The 23,852-nt window shown below is 72.1% G+C and carries 22 protein-coding genes; 11 read left to right on the top strand and 11 right to left on the bottom strand.

Going from position 1 to position 23,852, the window contains the following annotated elements:
* Positions 1–16: 16 nt before the first annotated feature.
* The 3 genes from ACIF83_RS30500 to ACIF83_RS30490 all read right to left on the bottom strand — a co-directional run bounded on the left by ACIF83_RS30500 (position 17) and on the right by ACIF83_RS30490 (position 5,188).
* Entirely contained in the window at positions 17–3,133 is a 3,117-nt protein-coding gene (locus ACIF83_RS30500) for an efflux RND transporter permease subunit (protein WP_399731674.1), read from the bottom strand.
* A gap of 160 nt (positions 3,134–3,293) precedes the next feature.
* Complete coding sequence (locus ACIF83_RS30495; RefSeq protein WP_393466207.1) at positions 3,294–3,971, bottom strand: response regulator; 678 nt, start codon at positions 3,969–3,971, stop codon at positions 3,294–3,296.
* Positions 3,968–5,188 carry a sensor histidine kinase gene (locus ACIF83_RS30490; protein WP_393466205.1) on the bottom strand — a complete coding sequence of 407 codons (1,221 nt, stop codon included), beginning with the start codon at positions 5,186–5,188 and terminating at the stop codon, positions 3,968–3,970. The genes ACIF83_RS30495 and ACIF83_RS30490 overlap by 4 nt, the downstream gene beginning before the upstream one ends.
* Positions 5,189–5,379: 191 nt before the next feature.
* Between ACIF83_RS30490 and ACIF83_RS30485 the strand changes: the two genes are divergently transcribed.
* Positions 5,380–6,765: a DUF3616 domain-containing protein gene (locus tag ACIF83_RS30485; RefSeq protein ID WP_399731670.1), complete on the top strand. Its 1,386-nt coding sequence runs from the start codon at positions 5,380–5,382 to the stop codon at positions 6,763–6,765.
* A gap of 12 nt (positions 6,766–6,777) precedes the next feature.
* Here ACIF83_RS30485 and ACIF83_RS30480 read toward each other — a convergent pair whose 3' ends face one another.
* Together ACIF83_RS30480 and ACIF83_RS30475 are read right to left on the bottom strand one after the other, a co-directional pair.
* Positions 6,778–7,056: a hypothetical protein gene (locus tag ACIF83_RS30480; RefSeq protein WP_393466200.1), complete on the bottom strand. Its 279-nt coding sequence runs from the start codon at positions 7,054–7,056 to the stop codon at positions 6,778–6,780.
* 34 nt (positions 7,057–7,090) lie between these two features.
* Positions 7,091–7,882, bottom strand: a complete 792-nt coding sequence (locus ACIF83_RS30475; protein WP_386574365.1) for a PspA/IM30 family protein — start codon at positions 7,880–7,882, stop codon at positions 7,091–7,093.
* A 279-nt stretch (positions 7,883–8,161) separates the two neighbouring features.
* On the opposite strand from ACIF83_RS30475, the gene ACIF83_RS30470 reads away from it, so the two are divergent.
* The 3 genes from ACIF83_RS30470 to ACIF83_RS30460 all read left to right on the top strand — a co-directional run bounded on the left by ACIF83_RS30470 (position 8,162) and on the right by ACIF83_RS30460 (position 10,765).
* The gene (locus tag ACIF83_RS30470) at positions 8,162–8,788 is read left to right on the top strand and encodes a DUF3043 domain-containing protein (RefSeq protein ID WP_393466197.1); all 627 of its coding nucleotides are present in this window, start codon (positions 8,162–8,164) and stop codon (positions 8,786–8,788) included.
* A gap of 83 nt (positions 8,789–8,871) precedes the next feature.
* Positions 8,872–9,609, top strand: coding sequence for a class I SAM-dependent methyltransferase (locus ACIF83_RS30465; protein ID WP_393466194.1), 738 nt, complete (start codon positions 8,872–8,874; stop codon positions 9,607–9,609).
* An 85-nt stretch (positions 9,610–9,694) separates the two neighbouring features.
* Positions 9,695–10,765, top strand: coding sequence for a S1C family serine protease (locus ACIF83_RS30460; protein WP_399731665.1), 1,071 nt, complete (start codon positions 9,695–9,697; stop codon positions 10,763–10,765).
* 48 nt (positions 10,766–10,813) lie between these two features.
* On the opposite strand, the gene ACIF83_RS30455 is transcribed toward ACIF83_RS30460, so the two are convergent.
* Positions 10,814–11,026 (bottom strand): hypothetical protein, encoded by a 213-nt coding sequence (locus ACIF83_RS30455; RefSeq protein WP_393466188.1) that lies wholly within the window; start codon positions 11,024–11,026, stop codon positions 10,814–10,816.
* Positions 11,027–11,232: 206 nt separating this feature from the next.
* Here ACIF83_RS30455 and ACIF83_RS30450 point away from each other — a divergent pair, with 206 nt between their 5' ends.
* A complete protein-coding gene (locus ACIF83_RS30450; protein WP_398137174.1) occupies positions 11,233–12,435 on the top strand; it encodes a bifunctional adenosylcobinamide kinase/adenosylcobinamide-phosphate guanylyltransferase in 1,203 nt (400 codons plus the stop codon).
* Between the two features lie 99 nt (positions 12,436–12,534).
* Here the strand turns inward: ACIF83_RS30450 and ACIF83_RS30445 are convergent, their stop codons facing one another.
* Entirely contained in the window at positions 12,535–13,524 is a 990-nt protein-coding gene (locus ACIF83_RS30445) for a class I SAM-dependent methyltransferase (RefSeq protein ID WP_393466182.1), read from the bottom strand.
* Between the two features lie 133 nt (positions 13,525–13,657).
* On the opposite strand from ACIF83_RS30445, the gene cobT reads away from it, so the two are divergent.
* The 3 genes from cobT to ACIF83_RS30430 are packed head-to-tail and all read left to right on the top strand — an operon-like array spanning position 13,658 to position 17,293.
* Entirely contained in the window at positions 13,658–14,722 is a 1,065-nt protein-coding gene (gene cobT / locus ACIF83_RS30440; RefSeq protein WP_399731661.1) for a nicotinate-nucleotide--dimethylbenzimidazole phosphoribosyltransferase, read from the top strand.
* A 53-nt stretch (positions 14,723–14,775) separates the two neighbouring features.
* Complete coding sequence (locus ACIF83_RS30435; RefSeq protein ID WP_393466176.1) at positions 14,776–16,554, top strand: phosphatidylglycerol lysyltransferase domain-containing protein; 1,779 nt, start codon at positions 14,776–14,778, stop codon at positions 16,552–16,554.
* Between the two features lie 10 nt (positions 16,555–16,564).
* Positions 16,565–17,293, top strand: a complete 729-nt coding sequence (locus tag ACIF83_RS30430; protein ID WP_393466173.1) for a hypothetical protein — start codon at positions 16,565–16,567, stop codon at positions 17,291–17,293.
* Here ACIF83_RS30430 and ACIF83_RS30425 read toward each other — a convergent pair.
* Positions 17,233–17,997, bottom strand: a complete 765-nt coding sequence (locus ACIF83_RS30425) for a hypothetical protein (protein WP_393466170.1) — start codon at positions 17,995–17,997, stop codon at positions 17,233–17,235. The two genes, ACIF83_RS30430 and ACIF83_RS30425, sit on opposite strands and share 61 nt — an antisense overlap.
* Before the next feature lie 60 nt (positions 17,998–18,057).
* Here ACIF83_RS30425 and ACIF83_RS30420 point away from each other — a divergent pair, with 60 nt between their 5' ends.
* Positions 18,058–18,843, top strand: coding sequence for an adenosylcobinamide-GDP ribazoletransferase (locus tag ACIF83_RS30420; RefSeq protein ID WP_399731656.1), 786 nt, complete (start codon positions 18,058–18,060; stop codon positions 18,841–18,843).
* On the opposite strand, the gene ACIF83_RS30415 is transcribed toward ACIF83_RS30420, so the two are convergent.
* Genes ACIF83_RS30415 through ACIF83_RS30405 form a run of 3 tightly spaced genes read right to left on the bottom strand, consistent with a single transcriptional unit; the run spans position 18,840 to position 20,328 of the window.
* Positions 18,840–19,490, bottom strand: coding sequence for a spherulation-specific family 4 protein (locus ACIF83_RS30415; protein ID WP_398137181.1), 651 nt, complete (start codon positions 19,488–19,490; stop codon positions 18,840–18,842). The two genes, ACIF83_RS30420 and ACIF83_RS30415, sit on opposite strands and share 4 nt — an antisense overlap.
* Positions 19,487–20,059, bottom strand: a complete 573-nt coding sequence (locus tag ACIF83_RS30410) for a hypothetical protein (protein ID WP_399731653.1) — start codon at positions 20,057–20,059, stop codon at positions 19,487–19,489. Before ACIF83_RS30410 ends, ACIF83_RS30415 begins: the two co-directional genes overlap by 4 nt.
* Positions 19,978–20,328: a hypothetical protein gene (locus ACIF83_RS30405; protein ID WP_399731650.1), complete on the bottom strand. Its 351-nt coding sequence runs from the start codon at positions 20,326–20,328 to the stop codon at positions 19,978–19,980. The genes ACIF83_RS30410 and ACIF83_RS30405 overlap by 82 nt, the downstream gene beginning before the upstream one ends.
* A 343-nt stretch (positions 20,329–20,671) precedes the next feature.
* On the opposite strand from ACIF83_RS30405, the gene ACIF83_RS30400 reads away from it, so the two are divergent.
* On the top strand, positions 20,672–22,198 hold the full coding sequence (locus ACIF83_RS30400; protein ID WP_399731647.1) for a leucyl aminopeptidase: 1,527 nt from the start codon (positions 20,672–20,674) through the stop codon (positions 22,196–22,198).
* A gap of 246 nt (positions 22,199–22,444) precedes the next feature.
* Entirely contained in the window at positions 22,445–23,833 is a 1,389-nt protein-coding gene (gene lpdA / locus ACIF83_RS30395; RefSeq protein WP_399731644.1) for a dihydrolipoyl dehydrogenase, read from the top strand.
* Positions 23,834–23,852 lie beyond the last annotated feature (19 nt).

Below are 23,852 nucleotides of genomic sequence, written 5' to 3'. Positions count from 1 at the left end.
ACGCCGGTGCCGGGGTTCAGACTCCCGCCGGCTCCGGCTCTTCGGAGGCGGACTCCGTCGGGGAGGAGAGGCCCTTCTTCGCTGCCCGCTTCTTGGCCCGCCGCTCCTTGCGGAGCTCCAGCATCGCGTAGAGCGTCGGGACGAGGAGCAGGGTGAGCAGCGTGGACGAGATCAGGCCGCCGATCACGACCACCGCCAGCGGCTGGGCGATGAAGCCGCCCTCGCCGGTGACTCCCAGGGCCATCGGGAGCAGGGCGAAGATCGTCGCCAGGGCCGTCATGAGGATCGGACGGAGCCGGTGCCGGCCGCCCTCGATCACGGCCTCGACGACGCCGTGGCCCTGCCGGCGGTACTGGTTGATCAGGTCGATCAGCACGATCGCGTTGGTCACCACGATGCCGATCAGCATCAGCATGCCGATCATCGCCGGGACGCCCATCGGGGTGCCGGTGGCCACGAGGAGGCCGATGGCGCCCGTCGCCGCGAACGGGATCGAGACCAGCAGGATCAGCGGCTGGGCCAGCGAGCGGAACGTCGCCACCAGCAGCATGAAGACGATCGCGATGGCTGCCAGCATGGCCAGGCCCAGGTTCTTGAACGCGTCGTCCTGGTCCGAGGACACCCCGCCGATCTCCGCCTCGGCGCCCGCCGGGAGCTTCAGGGCCTTGATCCTCGACTGGAGCTGGGTGCTGACCGCGCCCGTGTTGTCCCCGGTCGGCCGGGCCGTGATGGTGGCGGCACGTTGGCCGTCGATGCGGGTCATGGACACGGGCCCGTCGACCAGCCTGACGGTCGCGATGTCACCGAGCTTCACCGGGCCGAGGCGCAGCGCCTTCAGCTGGGCCAGGGTGGTGGCGGGCTTGGCCGACTTCACGACGACGTCGCGCTCGGTGTCGTCGAGGATCGCCTTCGCCGCCGTCGTACCGCGCACGGCCTGCGCGACCGCGGCACCCAGCTTCTGGTCGTCGAACCCGGCCGCGGCCGCCCTGGAGTTGGCCTTGACCGAGATCCGCGGCACGCTCTGCGAGAGGTCGCTGGTGACGTCGGTGACGTGGTCGAGGCCGGCCACGGTGGAGCGCACCCGGTCGGAGGCCTCGCTGAGCACCTGCGCGTCGGACGCCTTCACGACGACCTTGAGGTCCTGGTTGCCGAAGCCGTCACCGGCGGACACGGTGGTCGTGCCGACGCCGTCGAGCTTCTTCAGCCCGTCCTCGATGCGCTTCTGCACGTCGCCGTGGGACGCCGAGTCCTTCAGCATGACCTGGTACGACGCCTGGTTGGTGTCGGTGCCGCCGCCGAAGGCCGCCATGAAGCCGGAGGAGCCGACGGTGACCTGGTAGTCCTTGACGCCGTCGGTGGAGGCGAGCAGCTTCTCGACCTTCCTGGCCTGCGCGTCCGTGGCCGCGAGGCTGGTGCCGGGCTTCAGCTCCTGCTTGACGGTGAGGACTTCCTGGTCGCCCTGGTCGAAGAAGTTCGTCTTCAGCAGTCCGGACATGCCGAACGTGAGGACCAGGACGACCACCGCGATCAGCACGCTGGAGAGGCGGCGGCGGGTGGCGAAGCGCAGGACGGGGACGTAGAGACGCTGGAGGCGGCTCTTCGCCTCCTTCTCCTCGGCCCGGCGGCGAGCCTCGTCGGCGTCCTCGGGGGTGCCCTTGGGAGCGCGCAGGAACCAGTACGACAGGACGGGTACGACCGTCAGCGAGACGAGGAGGGACGCCAGCAGGGCCGCCGTCACCGTGATGCTGAACGAGCCGAACAGGGCGCCCACCATGCCGCCGACCAGGCCGATCGGCAGGAAGACGGCGACCGTGGTGAGGGTGGAGGAGGTGACCGCACCGGCCACCTCGCGCACCGCGCCCAGGATCGCTTCCTTGCGCTCCTCGCCGTAGCCGAGGTGCCGCTTGATGTTCTCCAGGACCACGATCGAGTCGTCGACGACCCGGCCGATGGCGATGGTGAGCGCGCCCAGGGTGAGCATGTTGAGCGACAGGTCGCGGGTCCACAGCACGATCAGGGCGAGGACGACCGACAGCGGGATGGACACCGCCGTGACCAGCGTGGAGCGGATCGAGGCCAGGAAGACCAGGATGACCAGGACCGCGAAGAGCAGGCCGAGCGCGCCCTCCGTGGTCAGGCCCTTGATGGACTTGGACACGGCCGGACCCTGGTCGCTGACGACCGTGAGCTCGGCACCCGAACCGAGGTCCTTGCGCAGCTCGGGCAGCTTGTCCTCGACCGCGTTCGAGATGGAGACCGCGCTGCCGTCGTGGTCCATGGTCACGTTGACGGCGAGGCTGGGCCGGCCGTCGGTGCGGGTGATGGAGTCGGCCGGGGCCGGCTGCTGCTTCACGGTGGCCACGTCACCGAGGCGTACGGGCTCCCGGACGCCCTCGCCGGTGACCATCAGGTCCTTGATCTGCTGCAGCGAGGTGAAGCCGCCGCCGACCTGGACGGTGCGGTTGGCGCCGCCCTCGTCGAAGGAGCCGGCCGGGACGGTCGCGCCGCCCGCCTGCAGGGCCTGGCCGAGCGCGGCGGAGGTGAGCCCCGCCCGCGCGAGCCGGGCGTTGTTCGGGGTGACGGCGACCTGGAGGTCGCGGACGCCGGTGACCTGGACGCGGCCGACGCCGTCGATGTCCTTCAGGGCCGGTACGACCGTCTTGTCGAGCTGGTCGGCGAGGGCCTGCTGGTCCTTGCCGGAGGTGACGGCGAGCACCACGGTCGGCATGTCGTCCGTGGAGCCGGCGACGACCTGCGGGTCGACGTCGTCCGGCAGCTGGGCGCGGGCCCGGTTGACGGCCTGCTGGACGTCGGAGACGAGCCGCTTGGTGTCGTTGCCGTAGTCGAAGGACGCCATGATCACGGCGTTGCCCTCGCCGGCGGTGGAGGTGACACCGGTGATGCCGTCGACGCCCTGGAGGTTGTCCTCGATGGGCTCGACGACCTGCTTCTCGACGACGTCCGGTGCGGCGCCCTGGTACGGCGCGATGACCGACACCATGGGAAGTTCGATGGTGGGCAGCAGTTGCTGCTTGATCTGGGGTATCGCGATCAGCCCGAAGACGAGCGCGATGAGCGACATCAGGCCGATCAGGGCCCGTTGCGCGAGGCTGAATCTCGACAGCCAGGACATGGGTCAGGGTCTCTCTTCTGTGAGCGGCAGAAGCTGCTGCGGGGCGTACATGTGAGCGCCCACCCCAACACCCTGAGCCATGCCCGAGGGCGAATCCGTAGGCCCCAGGTCCCGTTCCTTATCCGGCCCCTACTCCGCGCGCAGTACGCGTGGGTGGAGATCAGTCCGTCCTCGGACGTACCAGTCCCGACTCGTACGCGATGACGACGAGCTGGGCCCGGTCCCGGGCGCCCAGCTTGGCCATGGCCCGGTTGACGTGCGTTTTCACCGTCAGCGGGCTGACTTCGAGGCGTTCGGCGATCTCGTCGTTGGAGTGGCCGCCGGCGACCTGGACGAGCACCTCCCGCTCCCGGCCGGTGAGCGCGTCGAGGCGGTCCGAGCGGGCGGGGTCGCGGCCCTCGTCGTCGCCCTGGGCGAGGAAGCGGGCGATGAGGCCCTTGGTGGCGGCCGGGGACAGCAGTGCCTCGCCGCCCGCTGCGACCCGGATGGCGTTCAGCAGCTCCTCGGGCTCGCTGCCCTTGCCGAGGAAGCCGGAGGCCCCGGCGCGCAGGGACTGGACCACGTAGTCGTCGACCTCGAAGGTGGTCAGGATGACCACGCGGACGTGGGCGAGGGACGGGTCGGCACTGATCAGGCGGGTGGCGGCGAGTCCGTCGGTGCCGGGCATCCGGATGTCCATGAGGACGACGTCGGCGCCGTGCTCCTTGGCCAGCCGGACCGCCTCGGCGCCGTCGGAGGCCTCCCCGACGACCTCCATGTCGGGCTCGGAGTCGACCAGCACCCGGAACGCGCTGCGCAGCAGTGCCTGGTCGTCGGCGAGCAGGACACGGATCGTCATGCGGGCCCTCCCGGTGCCGTCGTACGGGTCTTGACCGGCAGGATCGCATGGACGCGGAAGCCGCCGCCGTAGCGGGGTCCGGTGGTGAGGGTGCCGCGCAGGGCGGTGACCCGCTCGCGCATGCCGAGCAGCCCGTGCCCGCCGCCGGCCCCGGGCTCGGCGGCCGCGCCCGAGCCGTCGTCCAGGACGGTGACCTCGATGTTCGGTCCGACGCGTACGACGCTGACCTCGGCCTTGGCGTCGGTGCCCGCGTGCTTCTGCACGTTGGTCAGGGCCTCCTGGACGATCCGGTAGGCGGCCAGGTCGACGGCGGCCGGGATCTCGGTGCCGTGGTCGGTACGGGCCACCTCGACGGGGAGTCCGGCGCTGCGGAAGGTGCCGGCGAGGTCCTCGAGGCGGCTGAGGCCGGGGGCGGGCTCGGTGGGGGCCTCGGGGTCGCCGGACTGGCGGAGCAGGCCGACGGTGGCGCGCAGTTCGCCCAGCGCCGAGCGGCTGGCCTCGCGGACGTGGGCGAGAGCCTCCTTGGCCTGGTCGGGCCGTCTGTCCATGACGTGGGCGGCGACTCCGGCCTGCACGTTGACCAGCGCGATGTGGTGGGCGACGACGTCGTGCAGATCACGGGCGATGCGCAGTCGCTCCTCGGCGACCCGGCGGCGGGCCTCCTCCTCGCGGGTGCGCTCGGCCCGCTCGGCGCGCTCCCGCATGGCTTGGACGACCGCACGGCGGCTGCGCACCGCGTCCCCGGCGGTGGCGCCGATGCCGGTCCAGGCGAGCACGCCCAGGTTCTCCTGCGCGTACCAGGGCAGAGGGCCGCCGAGCATGGCGGCGGCGGTCAGCACGGTCATGGTGAGCAGGCCGACGCGCCAGGTGGTGGTGCGGTCGGTGGTCGAGGCGACGGAGTAGAGGGCGACCACGGCGGACATGGCGACCGGGGCGCGGGGGTCGCCGGTGACGCACTCGATCAGGGAGAGGGTGCCGGTGACGGCGAGGACCGTCTTGGGCGCGCGGCGGCGGAAGACGAGTGCGGCGGCGCTGAGGGTCATCAGGAGCAGGCTGAGCGGGTCCGGACTGTGGACGCCCCAGGTGACGCCGTTCTCCCCGCGGGGGTCCACGAAGGAGCCGGCGACCATGCACATCAGCACGCCCGCCGCGATCGCCGCGTCCAGCGCGAGGGGGTGCGCCTTCAGGCTGCACCGGGCGCGTTCCAGAGTGCTCACCCGGTGAGAGTACGGGGCCGGGCGGGGTGCCGGAACAGAGCGAGGCACAGCTCACCCGCAGTCAGCTGTCGAGCGCTGTTCGCGCGGCATACGGCCACCGGACGCCCCGCGTTGGCCGTACATGCTCAACCTTCTCGTCGGCATTCGCGCCACCCCGGCCGGATGCGTCCTGTCGACGAAAGGCAGCCCTGGTGCGCCCTTCCTCCTCGCCGTCCCGTCGGGTGCTGTGGCCCGCCGCAGCCCTCGCCCTCGCCTCGGCCACGGGTCTGGTGGGCCCCGCGCATGCCGTCACCTACGGCACACCGACGATCAAGCTGTCGTCGGCCTATCTGTCGGGCGCCGTCGGCAGCACCGGCGACCCGACGGTCGCCGTGACGGTCGCGCAGAGCGGCGCGGACGCCTCCGCGCTGACGGTCACCGCCACCAGGAGTACCCGCACCACGGTCGCGGCCACCTCCGACGTACGCGTCACGGGCACCGGAGGCGGTCGGACCGTCGCCGTCACCGCGCACGCCCAGGGCTACGCCGACCTCACGCTGAAGGTGACGGGGCTCGGCGGCAGGACGGCCACGACGACGCTGCACTACGCGGCCTCGCCGGCCGTCCGGTACGCGGCCGACGCCCGCTATCCGACCGGCGCCTCCGACGCCTCCGCCGCTGTGGACGTCGGGGGCGGCTACATCCTGGTCGGCAACGACGAGGACAACACCCTGCGCCTGTACGACGGCTCGGCCTCCGGGGCCCCGGTGAAGACCTGGGCCCTGGACAACGCGCTGGGCGCGGACAAGGAGGTCGACATCGAGGGCGCGGCGCGCGTCGGCGACACGATCTACTGGACCGGCTCGCTGGGCAACAACAAGGACGGTGTCTACAAGCCCGACCGCAACACGGTCTTCACCACCACCGTCTCCGGCTCGGGCGCCGCCACCTCGGTCACCTTCGGCAGCGCCGGGCACAGCCTGCGCGACGACCTGGTGGCCTGGGACGAGGCGAACGGCGACCGGTACGGCTTCGCCGCGGGGACGGCCGACGGGCAGACCCCGAAGCAGGCGGACGGCTTCAACGTGGAGGGCCTGGAGTTCGCGCCGGGCTCCACCACCACCGCCTACGTCGGCTTCCGCGCCCCGCTGGTGCCGCCGCAGACGGGCGGGAAGGCGCTGATCGTGCCGGTGACCGACATGGACAAGGTGGTGCACGGCACGAAGGCCACGTTCGGCACGCCGATCGAGCTGGACCTCGGCGGGCTGTCCATCCGTGACCTGCGCCGAGGCGCCCAGGGTCAGTTCCTGATCCTGGCCGGATCCTGGGCGGCCGACGACAACAGCGACCCGCAGGCCCTGTACCGCTGGGACGGCGTGGCCGGACACCAGCCGGTGAAGGTGCTGGACCTGCCGACCTCGGACGCCGGGGCCTGGGAGTCCGTCGTGTCCGTGCCCGACCTGGACGCCGCCGGCGCCCGGGTGCAGCTGATCACCGACGACGGCGCCGCCGACCTCTACGGCGACGCCACCGAGGCGAAGGACCTCAGCCACCCGGAGTGGCAGAAGTCCCGCACCACCTGGTTCACCCTGAGCTGACCCGGGCCGGGCTCAGCCCGGGATCAGGCCGTCGTCGCTCAGCAGTTCCCGGACCTCCGCGAGCGTCGCGTCCGAGGACGGCAGGATCAGCTCCGAGGGTTCCAGGGAATCGTCCGGCAGCGGGGTGCCGAGCCGGTGGACGGCGTCGAGGAGAGCGGTGAGCGTGCGGCGGAAGCCCTCGTCGTCGCCGCTCTCCATCTCGGCCAGCAGGTCGTCGTCCAGCTTGTTCAGCTCGGTGAAGTGGGCGTCGTCCAGCTTCACCTGGCCCTCCCCCATGATCCGTACGATCACGTCGGCCTCCTCGGCTCGGGGTCCCGGCGCCCGACTACTGCTTGTCGAAGCGCGGGGTGTCCTGCGGCTGCTGCTGGGACTGCCCCTGGCCGGTGCCGCCCTCGATCGCCTGCTGCGGCGAGCCTCCGGCCAGCTCCGCCTTCATGCGCTGCAGTTCCAGCTCTACATCCGTACCACCGGAGATCCGGTCCAGCTCGGCCTGGAGGTCGTCCTTGGCCATGCCGGTGGGGTCGTCCAGGGCACCGGAGGCGAGCAGCTCGTCGATGGCGCCGGCCCGGGCCTGGAGCTGGGCGGTCTTGTCCTCGGCGCGCTGGATGGCCAGGCCGACGTCGCCCATCTCCTCGGAGATGCCGGTGAAGGCCTCGCCGATGCGGGTCTGGGCCTGGGCGGCGGTGTAGGTGGCCTTGATGGTCTCCTTCTTCGTACGGAAGGCGTCCACCTTGGCCTGCAGGCGCTGGGCCGCCAGGGTGAGCTTCTCCTCCTCGCCCTGGAGGGTCGCGTGCTGCGTCTCGAGGTCCGTGACCTGCTGCTGGAGGGCGGCACGGCGGGAGAGCGCCTCCCGGGCCAGGTCCTCACGGCCGAGCGCGAGCGCCTTGCGGCCCTGGTCCTCCAGCTTGGAGGACTGCTGCTGCAACTGGTTGAGCTGGAGTTCCAGGCGCTTGCGGGAGGTCGCCACGTCGGCTACACCGCGGCGCACCTTCTGCAGCAGCTCCAGCTGCTTCTGGTACGAGTAATCGAGGGTCTCGCGCGGGTCCTCGGCCCGGTCAAGGGCCTTGTTCGCCTTCGCGCGGAAGATCATCCCCATACGCTTCATGACACCGCTCATGGGCTTCGCGCGCCCCCTTCTGACGGACTCCAGCTCACAGATCCTGCGACAGAACCCACAGTACGGGCCCTGACTCCATTACCGCACTGTTCGGGGAGTGATGCGCTCATCCCCAAGAACGACTGCGGACGGTACCGCTCCGGCGTGAGGAGTAGGTGGACCTCCGGGTGGGCTCCTCTGGACCCTTCGGAGACGGCCGGATGAAGCGTCTGCAACGTCCCCTCTGTCCCCCTACAGACGTCCGGTGTTGCCGGATCGTTCCCAGCTGGACTGGGGTCCATGCCGGGGAAGCCCTTACCCTTGGGTTTTGTGTTCCGTAGCCGTGCCAAGGACGAGAAGGCCCCCGCCGACAAGGCGCCGGTGAACTTCTCCAAGCAGACCCGTGACCCGCAGGCCCCGAAGGGCAGGCCCACGCCCAAGCGCAGTGAGGCCCAGTCCCAGCGCCGCAGCGTCGCCAACACGCCGATGACGCGCAAGGACGCCTCCAAGCGTCAGCGCGAGGAGCGCCGGCAGGCGCTCGAGCGGCAGCGCCAGGCGCTCGCCGGCGGTGACGAGCGTTATCTGCCCGCCCGGGACAAGGGCCCGGTGCGCAGATTCGCGCGCGACTGGGTCGACTCACGGTTCAACGTGGCGGAGTTCTTCCTGCCGCTGGCCGTGGTCATCCTGGTGCTCAGCGTGGTGCGGGTGCCGGCGATCCAGAACATCGCGCTGCTGCTGTGGCTGATCGTGATCGTGCTGATCGTGCTCGACGCGGCCGTCAGCGGCTTCCGGCTGAAGAAGCGGCTGGCCGAGCGCTTCCCCGACCAGAACCGCCGGGGTGCCGTCGCCTACGCCCTGATGCGCTCGCTCCAGATGCGCCGGCTCCGGCTGCCGAAGCCACAGGTCAAGCGCGGAGAGCGGCCCTGAGCGCAGAGGCATTCACCGGGGGCGCGGCCGACGCCTGGCTGAACAGGCTGGGCGGGCTGCGTGATGTCGTACGACAGGAGCTGGTGGCCCGGCAGCTCGACGAGCAGATAGCCGGGCGGTTCCCGGTCGGGCAGCGGCTGCGGGTGCTCGACGTGGGGATGGGCCAGGGCACCCAGGCGCTGCGGCTGGCCCGGCTCGGCCACCAGGTGACCGGTGTCGAGCAGGACGCGACGATGATCGCGGCCGCGCGCGAGGCGCTCGCCGGCGAGCCGGACGGCATCCGCGAGCGGGTCCGGCTGGTGCAGGGGGACGGCCGGGACACCGGCGTGCACTTCCTGCCGGGCAGCTTCGACGTGGTGCTGTGCCACGGGGTCCTGATGTACGTCGAGGAGCCCGACCCGCTGCTGGCGGGTCTGGCCCGGATGCTCGCGCCGGGCGGGCTGCTGTCCCTGCTGGTGCGCAACGGCGACGCGCTCGCCGTGCGGCCGGGCCTGTCCGGGGACTGGGCGGGCGCGCTGGCAGCCTTCGACACCACCGCCTACCTCCCCCATTCTCGAACAGACTCGAACGGGGGGACCCCCATCCGCCTCGGCCTGGAGGTACGGGCGGACCGCCTCTCGGCGCTCACCGCCACCCTCGCCGGCATCGGCGCCCCGCTGCACGCCTGGTACGGCGTACGGGTCTTCACCGACACGGCGGCGGACGACGCGCGGATCCCGGACGACCTGGAGACGCTGCTGGCCGCCGAGGAGCGGGCCGGGCGGACGGATCCGTACCGGGGGGTCGCGGCGCTGCTGCATCTGTGCGGGGTACGGGGCTGAGCCCGCGGCTGCGCGGAGTACGGACCGAGTCCGTTCGGACGTACACGGCAAGCTGAGACATTCACCCCGAAGGGACACTCGGGGCATGGACGCTTCCCGTACCCGTGCCCTCCGGAGGGGCACCGTCGTCCCCCTGCTCGTCGCGGCCGCGCTCGTGGCCGCCGGCTGTACGGCCGCGGACTCGTCGGCGAAGCAGGACGGCACGACCGCCCGGGCGGCCCTCCCCCTGGCCGTGACCGACCTGCAGAACCAGTACCTGAAGGTCATCAAGCAGGTCCTGCCGTCGGTGGTGCAGATCCAGGCGAGCCAGGACCTGGGCTCCGGGGTGGTGTACGACGACCAGGGGCACATCGTCACCAACGCGCACGTGGTCGGGACCGAGAAGACCTTCAAGGTGACCACGGCCAACAGCGAGGAACCGCTCACCGCGAGCCTGGTGTACTCCTACCCCGACCAGGACCTCGCGGTGATCAAGCTCGACAAGGTGCCGGCCGGGCTGCGGGCGGCGACGTTCGGGAACTCCGAGAAGGTGCAGGTCGGCCACATCGTGCTGGCCATGGGCTCGCCGCTCGGGCTGTCGTCCAGCGTGACCCAGGGCATCGTCTCGGCGACCGGACGGACCGTCAGCGAGGGCAGCACGGGCGGGGGTACGGGCGCAACCATCGCGAACATGGTGCAGACGTCGGCCGACATCAACCCCGGCAACAGCGGGGGCGCCCTGGTCAACCTCGACGGACAGATCATCGGCATCCCGACGCTGGCCGCCACCGACCCGAACCTCGGCGGCGGCGCGGCGCCCGGCATCGGGTTCGCCATCCCGGCGTCGATGGTCCGGACGATCGCCGACCAGATCATCAGGAGCGGCAAGGTCGTCGACTCGGGGCGGGCCGCGCTCGGCATCTCCGCGCGGACGGTCCTGAACGACAGCTACCAGCCGGCCGGGGCCGCGGTGGTCGCCGTCGGGAGCGGCGGCGCGGCCGACCGTGCGGGGCTGCGGCCCGGCGATGTGATCACCAAGCTGGGCGACGCCCCGGTCACCACCACCACGGAGCTGTCCGAGGCGCTGGCGGCTCTGCGGCCGGGGCAGAAGACGACGGTGACGTACCAGCGTGACGGCGCCGAGAAGACGGTGGAGGTGACGCTGGGCGAGGTGTGAGGAGGGCGGCCGCTCACGAGGGCGTTCCCTCCTCACCCCCCGATCGGGTTACGACGCGTCGGCGTGCAGGCTCATCGGGCCGTAGATCTCGGTGTTCTCCTCGAACAGCCGCACCTGGTCCGCGCCGCCCTCCTTCAGCGCCTTCCAGTGCTCTCCGACCCAGGACTCGGCGTCCCCCTGCGTGGTGAACTCCTCCGGCTGCACCGCGGGCTGGACCTCCGTCCCGTCGGCCTTCTCGAACCGCCACGTCCATGCCGTCATATGGGCCTCCCTTTGATCCAACACCTGCCCCGGAAGCGTATTCGCTCCGCCGGGTCGGCCGTTAGATCACCTCCCGCAGTACAGAAGAGTGCAGGCCGGTGGGGGCTGGGCGCGCCCACGCGGCGGAGCCGCACATTGATACAGCCCCGCGTCCCTTAGGGTGCTGCAGATGAGCGTCCCCTGCTGCGACGGGTGAAAATCGGTCCGTGGAAGTGACTCTGCTCGGTACCGGTGCCCCCGCGGGACTGCCCCGCCCCGACTGTCCCTGTGCCGTCTGTGCGACGGCGCTCGGGCCGGACGCGCGGGCGGCCACCGCGCTGCTCGTGGACGGGACGCTGCTGCTCGACCTGACGCCCGGGGCGGCGTTCGCGGCCGCACGGGCGGGGCATTCGCTGGGCGGGGTACGGCAGGTGCTGCTGTCGCATCCGCACGACGGTCCGGCGGTAGAGGTGCCGGCCGGGCTGCCGCAGCCCGGGCGGGTGCCGGACGGGCGGGAGTTGGCGCTGCTGACGGGGCATCGGGTGCGGGCCGTGGCGATGGACGCGGGCGGCACCGGGTATGCGGTGACCGGGCCGGACGGGCAGCGGCTGCTGTACCTGCCGCCGGGCGGGGCGCCGGCCGGGCTGGAGGGGGCGCCGGCGGAGACGTACCAGATGGTCCTCGCCGATGTCGTGGGACGCCCGGACGCACTGGCCCGGCTGCGGGCGGTCGGTTCGGTGGGGCCGACCACGGACGTCGTCGCCGTCCATCTCGACCACGACGTGCCGCAGGGCGCGGAGTTGCGGCGGCGGCTCGCGGCGGCCGGGGCGCGGGTGGTGCCGGACGGTACGACGCTGATGGTCGGGGTGTACGAGGACGTGCCGGACGTGCCGCGCCGGACGCTGGTGCTGGGCGGGGCGCGCTCGGGCAAGTCCGTGGAGGCCGAGCGGCGGCTGGAGTCCTTCCCGGAGGTGCTGTACGTGGCGACGGGCGGGACGCGGGGCGGGGACACCGAGTGGGCGGAGCGGGTGGCCGTGCACCGGGAGCGGCGGCCGGGGTCGTGGCGTACGACGGAGACGACCGATCTGGTGCCGCTGCTGGGCGTGGACGGGCCGCCGGTACTGATCGACTGTCTGTCGCTGTGGCTGACGGACGTCATGGACGCCGTGGGGGCGTGGGACGACGCGGAGTGGGCCGGGGGCGGGGAGAAGGCGCTGCGCGAGCGGGTGCGGGAGCTGACGCAGGCGGTGCGGGCCACTCGGCGGACCGTGGTGGCGGTGTCCAACGAGGTGGGGTCGGGGATCGTGCCGGCCACCGCGTCCGGGCGGCGGTACCGGGATGAACTCGGGCGCCTGAACTCGGCGTTCGCGGCGGAGTGCGAGCAGGTGCTGTTGGTCGTCGCCGGGCAGGCCGTGGTGCTGCGGGGGTGAGCGTGCGGTTGCCTGCGGCCGGCCGGGGGTGGGTTTCGCCTGCTCCCGCTTGCGGGGTGCCGCTGCGCCCGCCCGCCCCAGCGGCACGACTGCCCGCAGCTAGGCAGGTCGACCGTCGCTGCGGGCCACGACTCGGTACGCGTTGGAGAGGCGGAGGTGGGGGGCCAGGGGGGCCAGAACGTGGTCCAGGACTGCGGTCACGTCGAGTACCGGGGCGGCCATGGCTCTCAGGAGGGGGTGGAGGTGGGCCAGGGTCAGCGAAAGGGCCGCTGAGAGGTCGTAGGGGACGTGGGGTGCCCTGCGGTCGGTGACGAGGATCGTGCAGCCCTGGGACTCCAGTTCGGCCCGCAGGTTGGGCAGGGGTGGCAGGTGGAGGTGGCGGGGCTGGCCGTAGGGGAGCCACCACTTGCCGAGGAGGCCGGCGAACGCGCTGCGTGGGTCGGGGACTTCGACGACGAGGTGGCCGCCGGGGCGCAACACGGTGAGCGCGGCACGGAGTTCGGCGCGGGGGTCCGGGGAGTGTTCCAGGTGGTGGAACATGCTGACCACGTCGTAGCGGGAGCGCAGGCGGGCCGCGAGCCCCGGGGTGGTCAGACAGCCGCGGTGGGCCTCCTCCACCCGGCCCTCCATCAGGGCCTGTTCCACGCGGGCCGTCGGGTCCAGGCCGTCGAAGCTGGTGTAGGGGAAGAACTCCTTCGCCGCCTCCGGGAAGCGGGCGTGCCCGGTGCCCACGTCCAGCCAGCTCTCGGGTTCACGCAGCGCCGACAGCGCGAAGGCGGCGGCGCGGTGCCTGCGGCGGACGGCACGGTCGGAGAGGACGCGCTCGGCGAACTCCTCCAGCTGCCTTTCGTAGAAGTCCCGGTGGTAGAAGGCGAAGCCCTCCGCCGTGAGCCGGGGATTCTGGAAGACGTGCGCACAGTCGACGCACTCGTCGAGGACGAACGTGCCCGGCCGGTGCCGCAGCGGGTCGGGGGCGCGCAGCCGGGTCCGCAGCCGACGGGAGCCGCACCAGGGGCAGTCCTCGCGGCGCGGCTCCTGGAAGGGGTCGCGCGGCTCGATGATCTGAGGGGTGACGGGCGCGGGCTGCATGGGCGGCTCCCTGGGCGACAATCCGCTGTAAACCGGAACGTATGGGATACCCCTCCCGGGTGCAAAGACGTCGTGACCATGGGGTGGCGGTGTGGCGCGGAGGTGTTCGTTCACGGGCGGTACTGTTCGGCGAATGAGCAGCCTTAATCTGGACGACTTCACCGATCTGATCGAGCGCCCGGACGGGGGCGTACGCCGTGACGCCGAGGCCCGCCGGGAGCGCCAGATCGTGCCGCCCGGGTCGCTCGGGCGCCTGGACGAGCTGGGCGAGTGGCTGGCCGCCGCGCAGGGCGCCGTACCGGTACGGCCGGTCGAACGGCCGCGGGTGATTCTCTTCGCGGGCGACCACGGCATCGCCGAACTCGGCGTCTCCGCGCGGCCAGCGGGCAGTGCGCAGGAGCTGGTGCGGGCGGTGCTGGAGGGCGCCGCCCCGGTCTCGGTGCTCGCGCGCCGGCTCGACGTGTCCGTGCGGGTCGTGGACATGGCTCTGGACTGCCCGCCGGAGGACTTCCCGGAGGAGGTCGTACGGCACCGGGTGCGGCGCGGCAGCGGTCGTATCGACATCGAGGACGCGCTGGGTCCGGACGAGGCCGAGGCGGCCTTCCGGGCGGGTGTGGCGGTCGCCGACGAGGAGGCCGACTCCGGTACGGACCTGGTGGTGCTCGGCGATGTGAGCGTGGGCGGGACCACGGCGGCCGCGGTGCTGGTCGCGGCGCTGTGCGGGACCGACGCGTCCGTGGTGACCGGGCGGGGCGGGCTCGCCATCGACGACCTGGCGTGGATGCGCAAGTGTGCGGCGATCCGCGACGCGCTGCGGCGGGCGCGGCCGGTGCTCGGGGACCAGTTGCAGCTGCTCGCGACCGTGGGCGGGGCCGATCTGGCCGCGATGACCGGGTTCCTGCTGCAGTGCGCGGCGCGGAAGTTGCCGGTGATCCTGGACGGTCTGGTGGCCGCCGCGTGCGCGCTGGTCGCCCAGCGGGTCGCGTTCCGGGCGCCGGACTGGTGGCTGGCCGGGCACGACAGTGGGGAACCGGGCCAGGCGAAGGCGCTGGACCGGATGGCACTGGAACCGCTGCTGGAGCAGGGCGTGAAGGTCGGCGAGGGCGTGGGCGCGCTGCTGTCGCTCCCGCTGGTCCAGGCCGCGGCGGCACTGGCCGCGGAGCTTCCCGAGAAGGAGGCTGCGGAGGAGAAGGAGTAGTCCCAGCCGGAAAAGAATGGTTCGTCGGGGCGGCCCCCATATGATCCTCCCCCATGGGAGATGCCCGAATTGCCGTGGAGCAGCATGCCGAGCCGGAGCGGCGGTCCAGCGGGGCCTCCCGTCGGGGCGCCGCCTTCGCCGTCTGGTATCTGCGGGCCGTCGCCTTCATCAACTTCCTCAGCGCGGTCTGGGTCTCACTGGGCCAGGACGTGCGCCGGCACAACCAGGAGAACTACTTCACGCCGTACCTGCTGACGGCCGGCTTCGCCTCGGGCGTGTTCACCGCGTTCCTGGCGATCACCATGCGTCGGCGCAAACGGGCCGCGTGGATCCTGAATCTGGTGCTGAGCGGCTCGTTCCTGGCCCTGTTCGCGTTCGCCATGGCGTTCCCGGAGATCCGGCGGTACGCGCAGAACTGGGTCTCCCTGGTGCTGACGGCCGCCTTCGTCGGCGCGCTGCTGGTCGGGCGCCGGGAGTTCTACGCCAAGGGTGACCGGTCCAACCCACGGCTCGCCGCGACCGTCGCCGTCGGCGGCGGGCTGGCCGCCTCGCTGCTCGCCGGGCTGCTGATCACGGTCACCAACACGGCGCCGGACGCGGCCCGTTCGACGTTCCTGGAGCGCTGGCACTACGGCACCCTGCGGCTGGTGTCGGTGGCCGCCGAGGAGTCCCGCTTCCCCGGCATCGACCCGCCCAACTGGGCCAACGTGGCGATCAACGTGCTCAGTACGCTGCTCGTCCTCGCCGTGTTCTACGCCGCCTTCCGTTCCCGGCGTGCCGTCGACCCGCTCACCGAGGACGACGAGAAGCGACTGCGGACGCTGCTGGAGCGGCACGGCGAGCGGGACTCGCTCGGCTACTTCGCGCTGCGCCGGGAGAAGAGCGTGGTGTGGTCGCCGACCGGCAAGGCGGCCGTCGCCTACCGCGTCGTCGGCGGGGTGAGCCTGGCCTCCGGGGACCCGCTGGGCGATCCGGAGGCGTGGCCCGGGGCGATCGTGCCCTGGCTGGTGGAGGCGCGGGCGCACGGGTGGATCCCGGCGGTGATGGGAGCGAGTGAGGAAGCGGGGACGGTCTACGCCCGGCACGGCCTGGACGCGCTGGAACTCGGCGACGAAGCGCTCGTGGAGGTGCCCGAGTTCACGCTGGAGGGACGGGCGATGCGCACCGTGCGCCAGGCGTACAACCGGGTGAAGCGTGCCGGGTACCGGGTGCGCATCCGGCGGCACGCGGACATCCCTGCGGACGAGATGGCGTATCTCCTCGAGCGCGCCGACGACTGGCGGGACGGGGCGACCGAGCGCGGGTTCAGCATGGCGCTGGGGCGGCTCGGGGACCCCGAGGACGGCCGGTGCGTGATGCTGGAGTGCACGGACGCCGACGGGAAGCTGCGCGCGCTGCTCTCCTTCGTGCCCTGGGGGCCGCACGGGCTGTCCCTGGATCTGATGCGACGGGACCGGGACTCCGACAACGGGCTGATGGAGTTCATGGTCATCGAACTGTTGCGCCGGGCCCACGAGATCGAGATCACCCAGGTCTCACTCAACTTCGCCATGTTCCGATCGGTCTTCGAACGTGGGGCGCGCCTCGGTGCCGGACCGGTGCTGAGGTTGTGGCGGTCGCTGCTCAGCTTCTTCTCCCGCTGGTGGCAGATCGAGTCGCTGTACCGCGCCAACGCCAAGTACCGGCCCATCTGGGAGCCGCGGTTCCTGCTCTTCGAGAAGAGCGCGGACCTGCCGCGCATCGGCCTCGCGTCGGCGCGCGCGGAGGGCTTCCTGGAGGCGCCGGGGCTGCCGAAGTGGCTGCACCGCAGGCACCTGGACACGCACCGATGAGGAACGTTTGATGAGGACGCTCGCCTGCTGGGCCCGTGCCGAGTGGGGGCTGCTGTACGTCACCGTGCGCGAGCCCCTGCTCAAGCACCGATGGCGGGCGATCCCCATGACGCAGGGGGTGGTGTGCCTGACCGCGCTGCTGCAGTTCGTGCAGAACCGGCCGTGGGGCTACCAGATCGTGCAGAACATGGGTGCCGTACGGGCGGAGGACCCGCTGGGGCTGGCGCTGCTGCGCACTCCCCTGTCGCTCTTCGTCCCGGCGCTGGACCTGCCCGTGTGGGGGGCGCTCGCGCAGATCCTGTTCGTGTTCGGCGTCGCCGAGGTGTGCCTGGGCTGGTGGCGGACGCTGGCCATCGCGTACGTGGCCACGCTCGCCGGGACGCTGTTCGCGCGCCTGGGCATCACTCTCGGCGCGCATGCCCCGTTCGGTCTGCCCTGGACGGACGCGCAGGTCGTGGACACCGGTCCGTCGGCGGCCGTGGTGGGGCTCGCCGTCTATGTGAGCTGGCGGTACGGCGCCTATGTGACGGCGGGCGCGGTGACCCTGTCGATGGTGGTCGAGGTGCTGCTCAAGGAGAACCTGGCGGGCAAGGAACACCTGGCCGCGCTGATGGGTGTGGGGACGCTGTGCCTGGTGGCGGCGGTGCGGCACCGGTACGGGCGGCTGCCGGGGCCCGGTCAGTGGCGGTCGGGCAGGCGGACCGGGCGCGGGTCGGGCTTACCGCCGATCCAGTCCTGAAGGGCGCGGCGGGGCCCGGCCCAGCGGCGGTCGTGGCGGTAGGCGCGCAGGGTCGCCCTGGCTCGGGCGCGGGGGCGGCGGCCGTAGAAACGGCGGGCCCAGGGCGAGGCGGGGCGGGCCAGGCGGACGGCACCGACCAGCGCGACCAGCGGCACGATCACGCCGAAGATCGCGATCCGGGCCTTGCCCTTGCTCAGGGCGATCAGGGAGAAGAGGAAGTTCATGCCGATGTTGGCGATGACCGTGCCCCGGTCCTGGAGTTCCTCGGCCGACAGGTCGTTGACGCCGAACGGCGCGAACCCGGCGAGCAGCAGGCCGACGAGGGCGGCGGTGAGCACGACGACCTCGACGCTCTTGCGGCCCTCCTCGCTCCAGTAGACGTCGTCGAGGTGCAGGATCAGCGCGAACTCGTCCAGGACGAGCCCCACCCCCATGCCGAAGACGACCGCGGAGACGGCCGCGCCCGCGCCGTGCCGGTCGCTGGTGACGGCGCCGAAGCCGCCGATGACGGTGAGGACGACCCCGGGGACCACGTGGTGGATGTGCAGTCCGCCCGCCCTGACATTGCCGAAGGGGCCCTTTCCGGCCCGGATCAGCCGGACGATCACACGCGTGACGACGAACGTGACGACGAAGGCCGTCAGGGCCAGCAGCAGCGGAAGCTTCCCCGGCTCCAGGATGTTCCGCTCCCACCAGTGCCCCATGTGCGCACCTTAGTCCCGGCCGCGGTGGGGAGCCCGGCGACAGCCCGGTAACCTGCGCCGGTGCTCAAGTCCTCCCCTCTCGACGGCCTCCGCTTCGCCTTCGGCACGCTCTCCGTGCTGCCCGTCCGGGTGCACCGGTGGGACCGGGAGGCCGCCCGCGGGGGCATGCTGAACGCCCCGGTCGTCGGACTGGTCGTCGGCTGCTGCGCGGCGGGGCTCGGGCTGCTGCTGCTCCTGCTGGGTGCCGGCCCGTTGCTCGCCGCCGTCGCCTCCGTCGCCGTACCGGCCGCGCTGACCCGCGGTCTGCACCTGGACGGGCTCGCGGACACCGCGGACGGCCTCGGCAGCGGCAAGCCCGCGGAGGACGCGCTGCGGATCATGAAGCAGTCGGACATCGGGCCGTTCGGGGTGCTGACCCTCGTCCTGGTGCTGCTGGCCCAGGTCGCCGTGTTGGCGCAGCTCTACGCCGACTCCTGGGTACGGGGCGCCGCCGCGGCGGTGACCGCTGCGGTCGCGGCCCGGCTCGCGCTCACCCTGGCCGCGCGCACCGGGGTGCCCGCGGCCCGTCCGGAGGGTCTCGGGGCGGCGGTCGCCGGCGTGGTGCCGGTACCGGGCGCGCTGGCCGTCACGGCGTCCTTCACGATCGTCTCGGCCGCCTGGGGTACGGCCCAGGGCCCGTACGGCGCCCTCCGCGCGGCGGCCGCGGTCCTGCTGTCCCTCGCCACCGCCGAATGCCTGCTGCGCCGCTGCACCCGTCGCTTCGGCGGGGTCACCGGGGACGTCTTCGGCGCCCTCGCGGAGACGGCGGCGACGGCCGCGCTCGTGGTGCTGTCCCTGGGTCGCTAGCCGGTGGCGTCCAGGCCGTGGGGCAGCGTGCCCCAGGGGTGAGCGCCCGTGCCGGGGACCGCGCAGTGCACGGCCGCGCCCCGCTCGCGGGCGGCCCCGGCCATGTCCGCGTCCGCCGGGACGCCGTGGACCAGATGGCAGACCCGCACCCCCGACGGGTAGTGCCGGGGCTGCGGGGGCGTGCGCAGGTAGGCCGCCCAGGGGCCCTCGAAGGTGACGAGGAGGTCGGCGAGCGCCGCGTACGCCGGGTGCGGCGGGGTGCCGTGGTTCAACGCGAGCGTGACACAGCCGAGGGTCCGGGCGGCCGTGGTCAGCCGCTCGTAGTGCCCTGACTCGCCGATCCCGGACGGCACTTGGTCGAGGAACGCGCCCTGGGTGCCGTACCACTCGCGATGCCGGCGCAGATCCCGTACGACGTCCTCGTACGGCCGCCTGCCGTAGCCGGTGTCGCTGTAGCCGAGCAGGGTCACGCCCGCCGTCCGCAGCCGGGCGGCGGTCTCGGCGAAGGCCGCGTCGGGGCGGTCGCCGGGACCGCTCGCCGGGTTGAGGACCACGCCGTACAGACGGGGCGCGGCCGCGAGGATCGCCGCCCAGGCGGCGGGGCGGACGGCGGGGTGCTCGTAGTACGGGACGAGGAGAGTGCTCATCGGTGGGCGGTCGCCCTTCCCAGCAGGCCCCGGACGAGGGCGACTTGAACGGTGGCGGCGGCACCGTACACGGCGAGCGCGACCGTGTTCGGGTCGCCCGTGCGGGTGAGCAGCGCCAGGATCTGGGCGAGGGCGGCCGCGCCGCAGACCGCCGTCGAACCGAGGACGGCACCGAAGGACTGGAGCAGCAGCCCGGTCCACAGCACCACACCGAGCGCGAGCAGCCCGGCCACGCGCTCGCCGGTCGGGGCGGGCGCGTGGGGCCACAGCGCGGTGGTGGCGAGGGCCAGGGCGAGCAGGGCGGCCAGATAACCGGTGAGGCACCGGGCCAGGTTGCGGGCCGTACCGCGGCGGAACGCCCTCGTGGTGCCGCTGGCCCGCAGCGCGGCGAGGCTGCCGCTGCGGAAGCGGTACAGGAGATATTCGGCGGGGCCCATGCTGAGCGTCAGAGCGAGGGCGCTGCGCTGGGCTTCGGCAGGGTTGTCGGTCAGGGCTGCGTACAGGACCAGGGCGCCGGTGGAGAGGCCGAATACCGCGTGGGGCAGGGAGTCGGTGAATCGGGGACCCATGGTCGCTTTTCGGCTGCGGGTTCGTCGTGGCTTGTCGCGCCCACGCGGGAGTCGCCCAGGTCGACCGTGGTGTACGGGATGCCCTCGCTCCTGAGCTGTGCGGTGATCGCTCCGACGGGGCTGCCGCCGTCGTCGACGACCAGGACACGCAGATCGACGCGCGGGTCGGTGGCGGCGGAGGCGGGCGGGGCGGCGAGCCCCAGTGCGATCAGGCCCGCGGCCGTGGCGGTGACGGCCGGCGCTCTCCAGCGCTGCGCGCGGTGTGCCATGGCAGGTCCTTCCCCCCAGAAGACCCTCTGTGGTGAATTCGCGGAGGATCAGTGGAAATCATGCGAAATGACGGGCAGATGGCCCGCCGGAACTCGATGAGTGTGGCTCAGCTCACCGACGTCCGGGGGTGAGAAGTGGCCACGACGCCACGCACAGGTGAACACCCGCAGGCATGAGCGAACGGTCGCACGCGCGTAGTCTCGTCACGGGTGTTCGCCGACAGGGTGAAGGCCCCGGTTGCCACATGCCCCCAGGCCTGGACCTAGGGTCGGCTCTCGGGCCCGGTCGACCCACCCCTCATCGGCCACAGCAACTTCACATCGGAAGCGAGATTTCACCACCGTGACTGCTCTGACTCTCAGCACCGCCGCGGCGCCCGGCCTCCGGGCCGACGCGATCGTGATCGGTGTCGCCAAGGGCGCCAAGGGACCCGTCGTCGCGCCCGGCGCCGACGCCGTGGACAACGCGTACGACGGCAGGCTGGCCGGCGTCCTGGAGACCCTCGGTGCCTCGGGTGCCGAGGGCGAGCTGACGAAACTGCCCGCCCCGGCCGGCTTCAAGGCGCCGCTCGTGGTGGCGGTGGGCCTGGGCGCGGAGCCCGAGAAGGACGCCGGGTACGACGCCGAGGCGCTGCGCAAGGCCGCCGGCCTGGCCGCCCGTACGCTCGCCGGGTCCAAGAAGGCCGCGTTCGCGCTGCCCATCGACGACGCGGGCGCCGTCGGCGCGATCGGGGAGGGCGTCCTGCTCGGCGCCTACGCCTTCGACACGTACAAGGACTCCGGCAAGGACGCCAAGGCCAAGAACGGCAAGGCGCCGCTGGCCGAGGCCGCGCTGCTCGGCGGCAAGCCGCGGGACGCCGCCCACAAGAGCGCCGTGGCCCGGGCCGTCGCGGTCTCCGAGGAGCTGAACCGCTCCCGTGACCTGATCAACATGCCGCCGAACGACCTCACCCCGGCGATCTTCGCCGCCGAGGCGCAGGCCGCGGCCAAGGAGCACGGCCTCAAGGTGCAGGTGCTCGACGACAAGGCCCTGGTCAAGGGCGGCTACGGCGGCATCCTGGGCGTCGGCGGCGGTTCGGCCGCGACGCCGCGCCTGGTCAAGCTGTCGTACACGCACCCGAACGCGGAGAAGCACCTGGCCTTCGTCGGCAAGGGCATCACCTACGACTCGGGCGGCATCTCGCTGAAGCCGGCCGGCCACAACGAGACGATGAAGTGCGACATGAGCGGTGCCGCCGCCGTGTTCGCCGCGGTCGTCGCCGCCGCCCGCCTCGGCCTGGAGGTCAACGTCACCGGCTGGCTGGCGCTGGCCGAGAACATGCCCTCCGGCTCCGCCGTGCGTCCGGGTGACGTGCTGCGCATGTACAGCGGCAAGACCGTCGAGGTGCTCAACACCGACGCCGAGGGCCGGCTGGTCCTGGCCGACGCGCTGTGGGCGGCCTCGCTGGAGAAGCCGGACGCGATCGTGGACGTGGCCACGCTGACCGGCGCGATGATGCTGGCGCTGGGCAGCCGGACGTTCGGTGTCATGGCCAACGACGACGCCTTCCGCACGGCGGTGTACGAGGCCGCGGAGGAGGTGGGCGAGCCGGCGTGGCCGATGCCGCTGCCGGAGCACCTGCGCAAGGGGATGGACTCCACCGTCGCCGACATCGCGAACATGGGTGAGCGGATGGGCGGCGGGCTGGTCGCCGGTCTGTTCCTGCGTGAGTTCGTGGGCGAGGGGATCACCTGGGCGCACCTGGACATCGCCGGGCCGGCCTTCAACGAGGGCGGTGCGTTCGGTTACACGCCGAAGGGCGGTACGGGCAGCGCGGTGCGGACGCTGGTGCGGCTTGCGGAGCTCACCGCGGCGGGTGACCTCGGCTGAGGTTGATTCCTCTGCCATGACGGCTCCGGGGTGTTCTTCACTCCGGAGCCGTTTTGTCCTGTTGCTCGCCACCAGTGCGATGTGTCACACCCCGGCCCGGCGTCTCGTCCGCCTCGAACAAGTGCAAAGATGGAGCCCGGCAGGACAGGGCCCCCACCGAAGGGCCGAAGCATCAAGCGGCCGGACACCAGCCGCCTGCCGGTCATCGTCGACCGGCCTACGGCGCACATGCATGGAGGACGTGACGTGGCGAACGACGCCAGCACCGTTTTCGACCTAGTGATCCTCGGCGGTGGTAGCGGTGGTTACGCCGCGGCCCTGCGCGGGGCGCAGCTGGGCCTGGACGTCGCCCTGATCGAGAAGGACAAGGTCGGCGGCACCTGCCTGCACCGGGGTTGCATCCCCACCAAGGCCCTGCTGCACGCGGGCGAGATCGCCGACCAGGCTCGCGAGAGCGAGCAGTTCGGCGTCAAGGCCACCTTCGAGGGCATCGACGTCCCGGCCGTCCACAAGTACAAGGACGGTGTCATCGCCGGCCTGTACAAGGGTCTGCAGGGCCTGATCGCCTCCCGCAAGGTGACCTACATCGAGGGTGAGGGCCGCCTGTCCTCCCCGACCTCCGTCGACGTGAACGGCCGGCGCATCCAGGGCCGCCACGTCCTGCTGGCGACCGGCTCCGTGCCGAAGTCGCTGCCGGGCCTGACGATCGACGGCAACCGGATCATCTCGTCCGACCACGCCCTCGTCCTGGACCGCGTGCCCAAGTCCGCGATCATCCTCGGCGGCGGTGTCATCGGCGTCGAGTTCGCCTCGGCGTGGAAGTCCTTCGGCTCGGACGTCACGGTCATCGAGGGCCTCAAGCACCTCGTCCCGGTCGAGGACGAGAACTCCTCCAAGCTTCTTGAGCGCGCGTTCCGCAAGCGCGGCATCAAGTTCAACCTGGGCACCTTCTTCCAGAAGGCCGAGTACACCCAGGACGGTGTGAAGGTCACCCTCGCGGACGGCAAGGAGTTCGAGGCCGAGGTCCTCCTCGTCGCCGTCGGCCGTGGCCCGGTCTCCCAGGGCCTCGGCTACGAGGAGCAGGGTGTCGCCATGGACCGCGGCTACGTCCTCGTCGACGAGTACATGCGGACCAACGTTCCGACCATCTCCGCCGTCGGTGACCTCGTCCCGACGCTCCAGCTCGCGCACGTCGGCTTCGCCGAGGGCATCCTGGTGGCGGAGCGTCTGGCCGGTCTGAAGGCCGTACCGATCGACTACGACGGTGTCCCGCGGGTGACGTACTGCCACCCGGAGGTCGCCTCCGTCGGTATCACCGAGGCCAAGGCCAAGGAGATCTACGGCGCGGACAAGGTCGTCGCTCTGAAGTACAACCTCGCGGGCAACGGCAAGAGCAAGATCCTCAACACCGCGGGCGAGATCAAGCTCGTCCAGGTGAAGGACGGTGCCGTGGTCGGCGTCCACATGGTCGGCGACCGTATGGGCGAGCAGGTCGGCGAGGCCCAGCTGATCTACAACTGGGAGGCGCTGCCGGCCGAGGTCGCCCAGCTCATCCACGCCCACCCGACGCAGAACGAGGCGCTCGGCGAGGCACACCTGGCGCTGGCCGGCAAGCCGCTGCACTCCCACGACTGAGCCTTCGGTCACGGGCGCG

The organism is Streptomyces sp. NPDC085866, from assembly GCF_044541035.1.
In the GTDB taxonomy this organism is placed as follows: Bacteria; Actinomycetota; Actinomycetes; order Streptomycetales; family Streptomycetaceae; genus Streptomyces.
The sequence above is the reverse complement of the archived record's forward strand: the minus strand, read 5'-3'. Positions and strand labels throughout refer to the sequence as shown.

What these genes read in the sequence shown, in the direction of transcription:
- ACIF83_RS30500 (WP_399731674.1), bottom strand. Translation starts at nt 3,133, where the DNA reads ATGTCCTGGCTGTCGAGATTCAGCCTCGCGCAACGGGCCCTGATCGGC.
- ACIF83_RS30495 (WP_393466207.1), bottom strand. Translation starts at nt 3,971, where the DNA reads ATGACGATCCGTGTCCTGCTCGCCGACGACCAGGCACTGCTGCGCAGC.
- ACIF83_RS30475 (WP_386574365.1), bottom strand. Translation starts at nt 7,882, where the DNA reads ATGAGCGGTGTCATGAAGCGTATGGGGATGATCTTCCGCGCGAAGGCG.
- ACIF83_RS30470 (WP_393466197.1), top strand. Translation starts at nt 8,162, where the DNA reads ATGCCGGGGAAGCCCTTACCCTTGGGTTTTGTGTTCCGTAGCCGTGCC.
- ACIF83_RS30460 (WP_399731665.1), top strand. Translation starts at nt 9,695, where the DNA reads ATGGACGCTTCCCGTACCCGTGCCCTCCGGAGGGGCACCGTCGTCCCC.
- ACIF83_RS30455 (WP_393466188.1), bottom strand. Translation starts at nt 11,026, where the DNA reads ATGACGGCATGGACGTGGCGGTTCGAGAAGGCCGACGGGACGGAGGTC.
- ACIF83_RS30445 (WP_393466182.1), bottom strand. Translation starts at nt 13,524, where the DNA reads ATGCAGCCCGCGCCCGTCACCCCTCAGATCATCGAGCCGCGCGACCCC.
- cobT (WP_399731661.1), top strand. Translation starts at nt 13,658, where the DNA reads ATGAGCAGCCTTAATCTGGACGACTTCACCGATCTGATCGAGCGCCCG.
- ACIF83_RS30435 (WP_393466176.1), top strand. Translation starts at nt 14,776, where the DNA reads ATGGGAGATGCCCGAATTGCCGTGGAGCAGCATGCCGAGCCGGAGCGG.
- ACIF83_RS30430 (WP_393466173.1), top strand. Translation starts at nt 16,565, where the DNA reads ATGAGGACGCTCGCCTGCTGGGCCCGTGCCGAGTGGGGGCTGCTGTAC.
- ACIF83_RS30425 (WP_393466170.1), bottom strand. Translation starts at nt 17,997, where the DNA reads ATGGGGCACTGGTGGGAGCGGAACATCCTGGAGCCGGGGAAGCTTCCG.
- ACIF83_RS30415 (WP_398137181.1), bottom strand. Translation starts at nt 19,490, where the DNA reads ATGAGCACTCTCCTCGTCCCGTACTACGAGCACCCCGCCGTCCGCCCC.
- ACIF83_RS30410 (WP_399731653.1), bottom strand. Translation starts at nt 20,059, where the DNA reads ATGGGTCCCCGATTCACCGACTCCCTGCCCCACGCGGTATTCGGCCTC.
- ACIF83_RS30405 (WP_399731650.1), bottom strand. Translation starts at nt 20,328, where the DNA reads ATGGCACACCGCGCGCAGCGCTGGAGAGCGCCGGCCGTCACCGCCACG.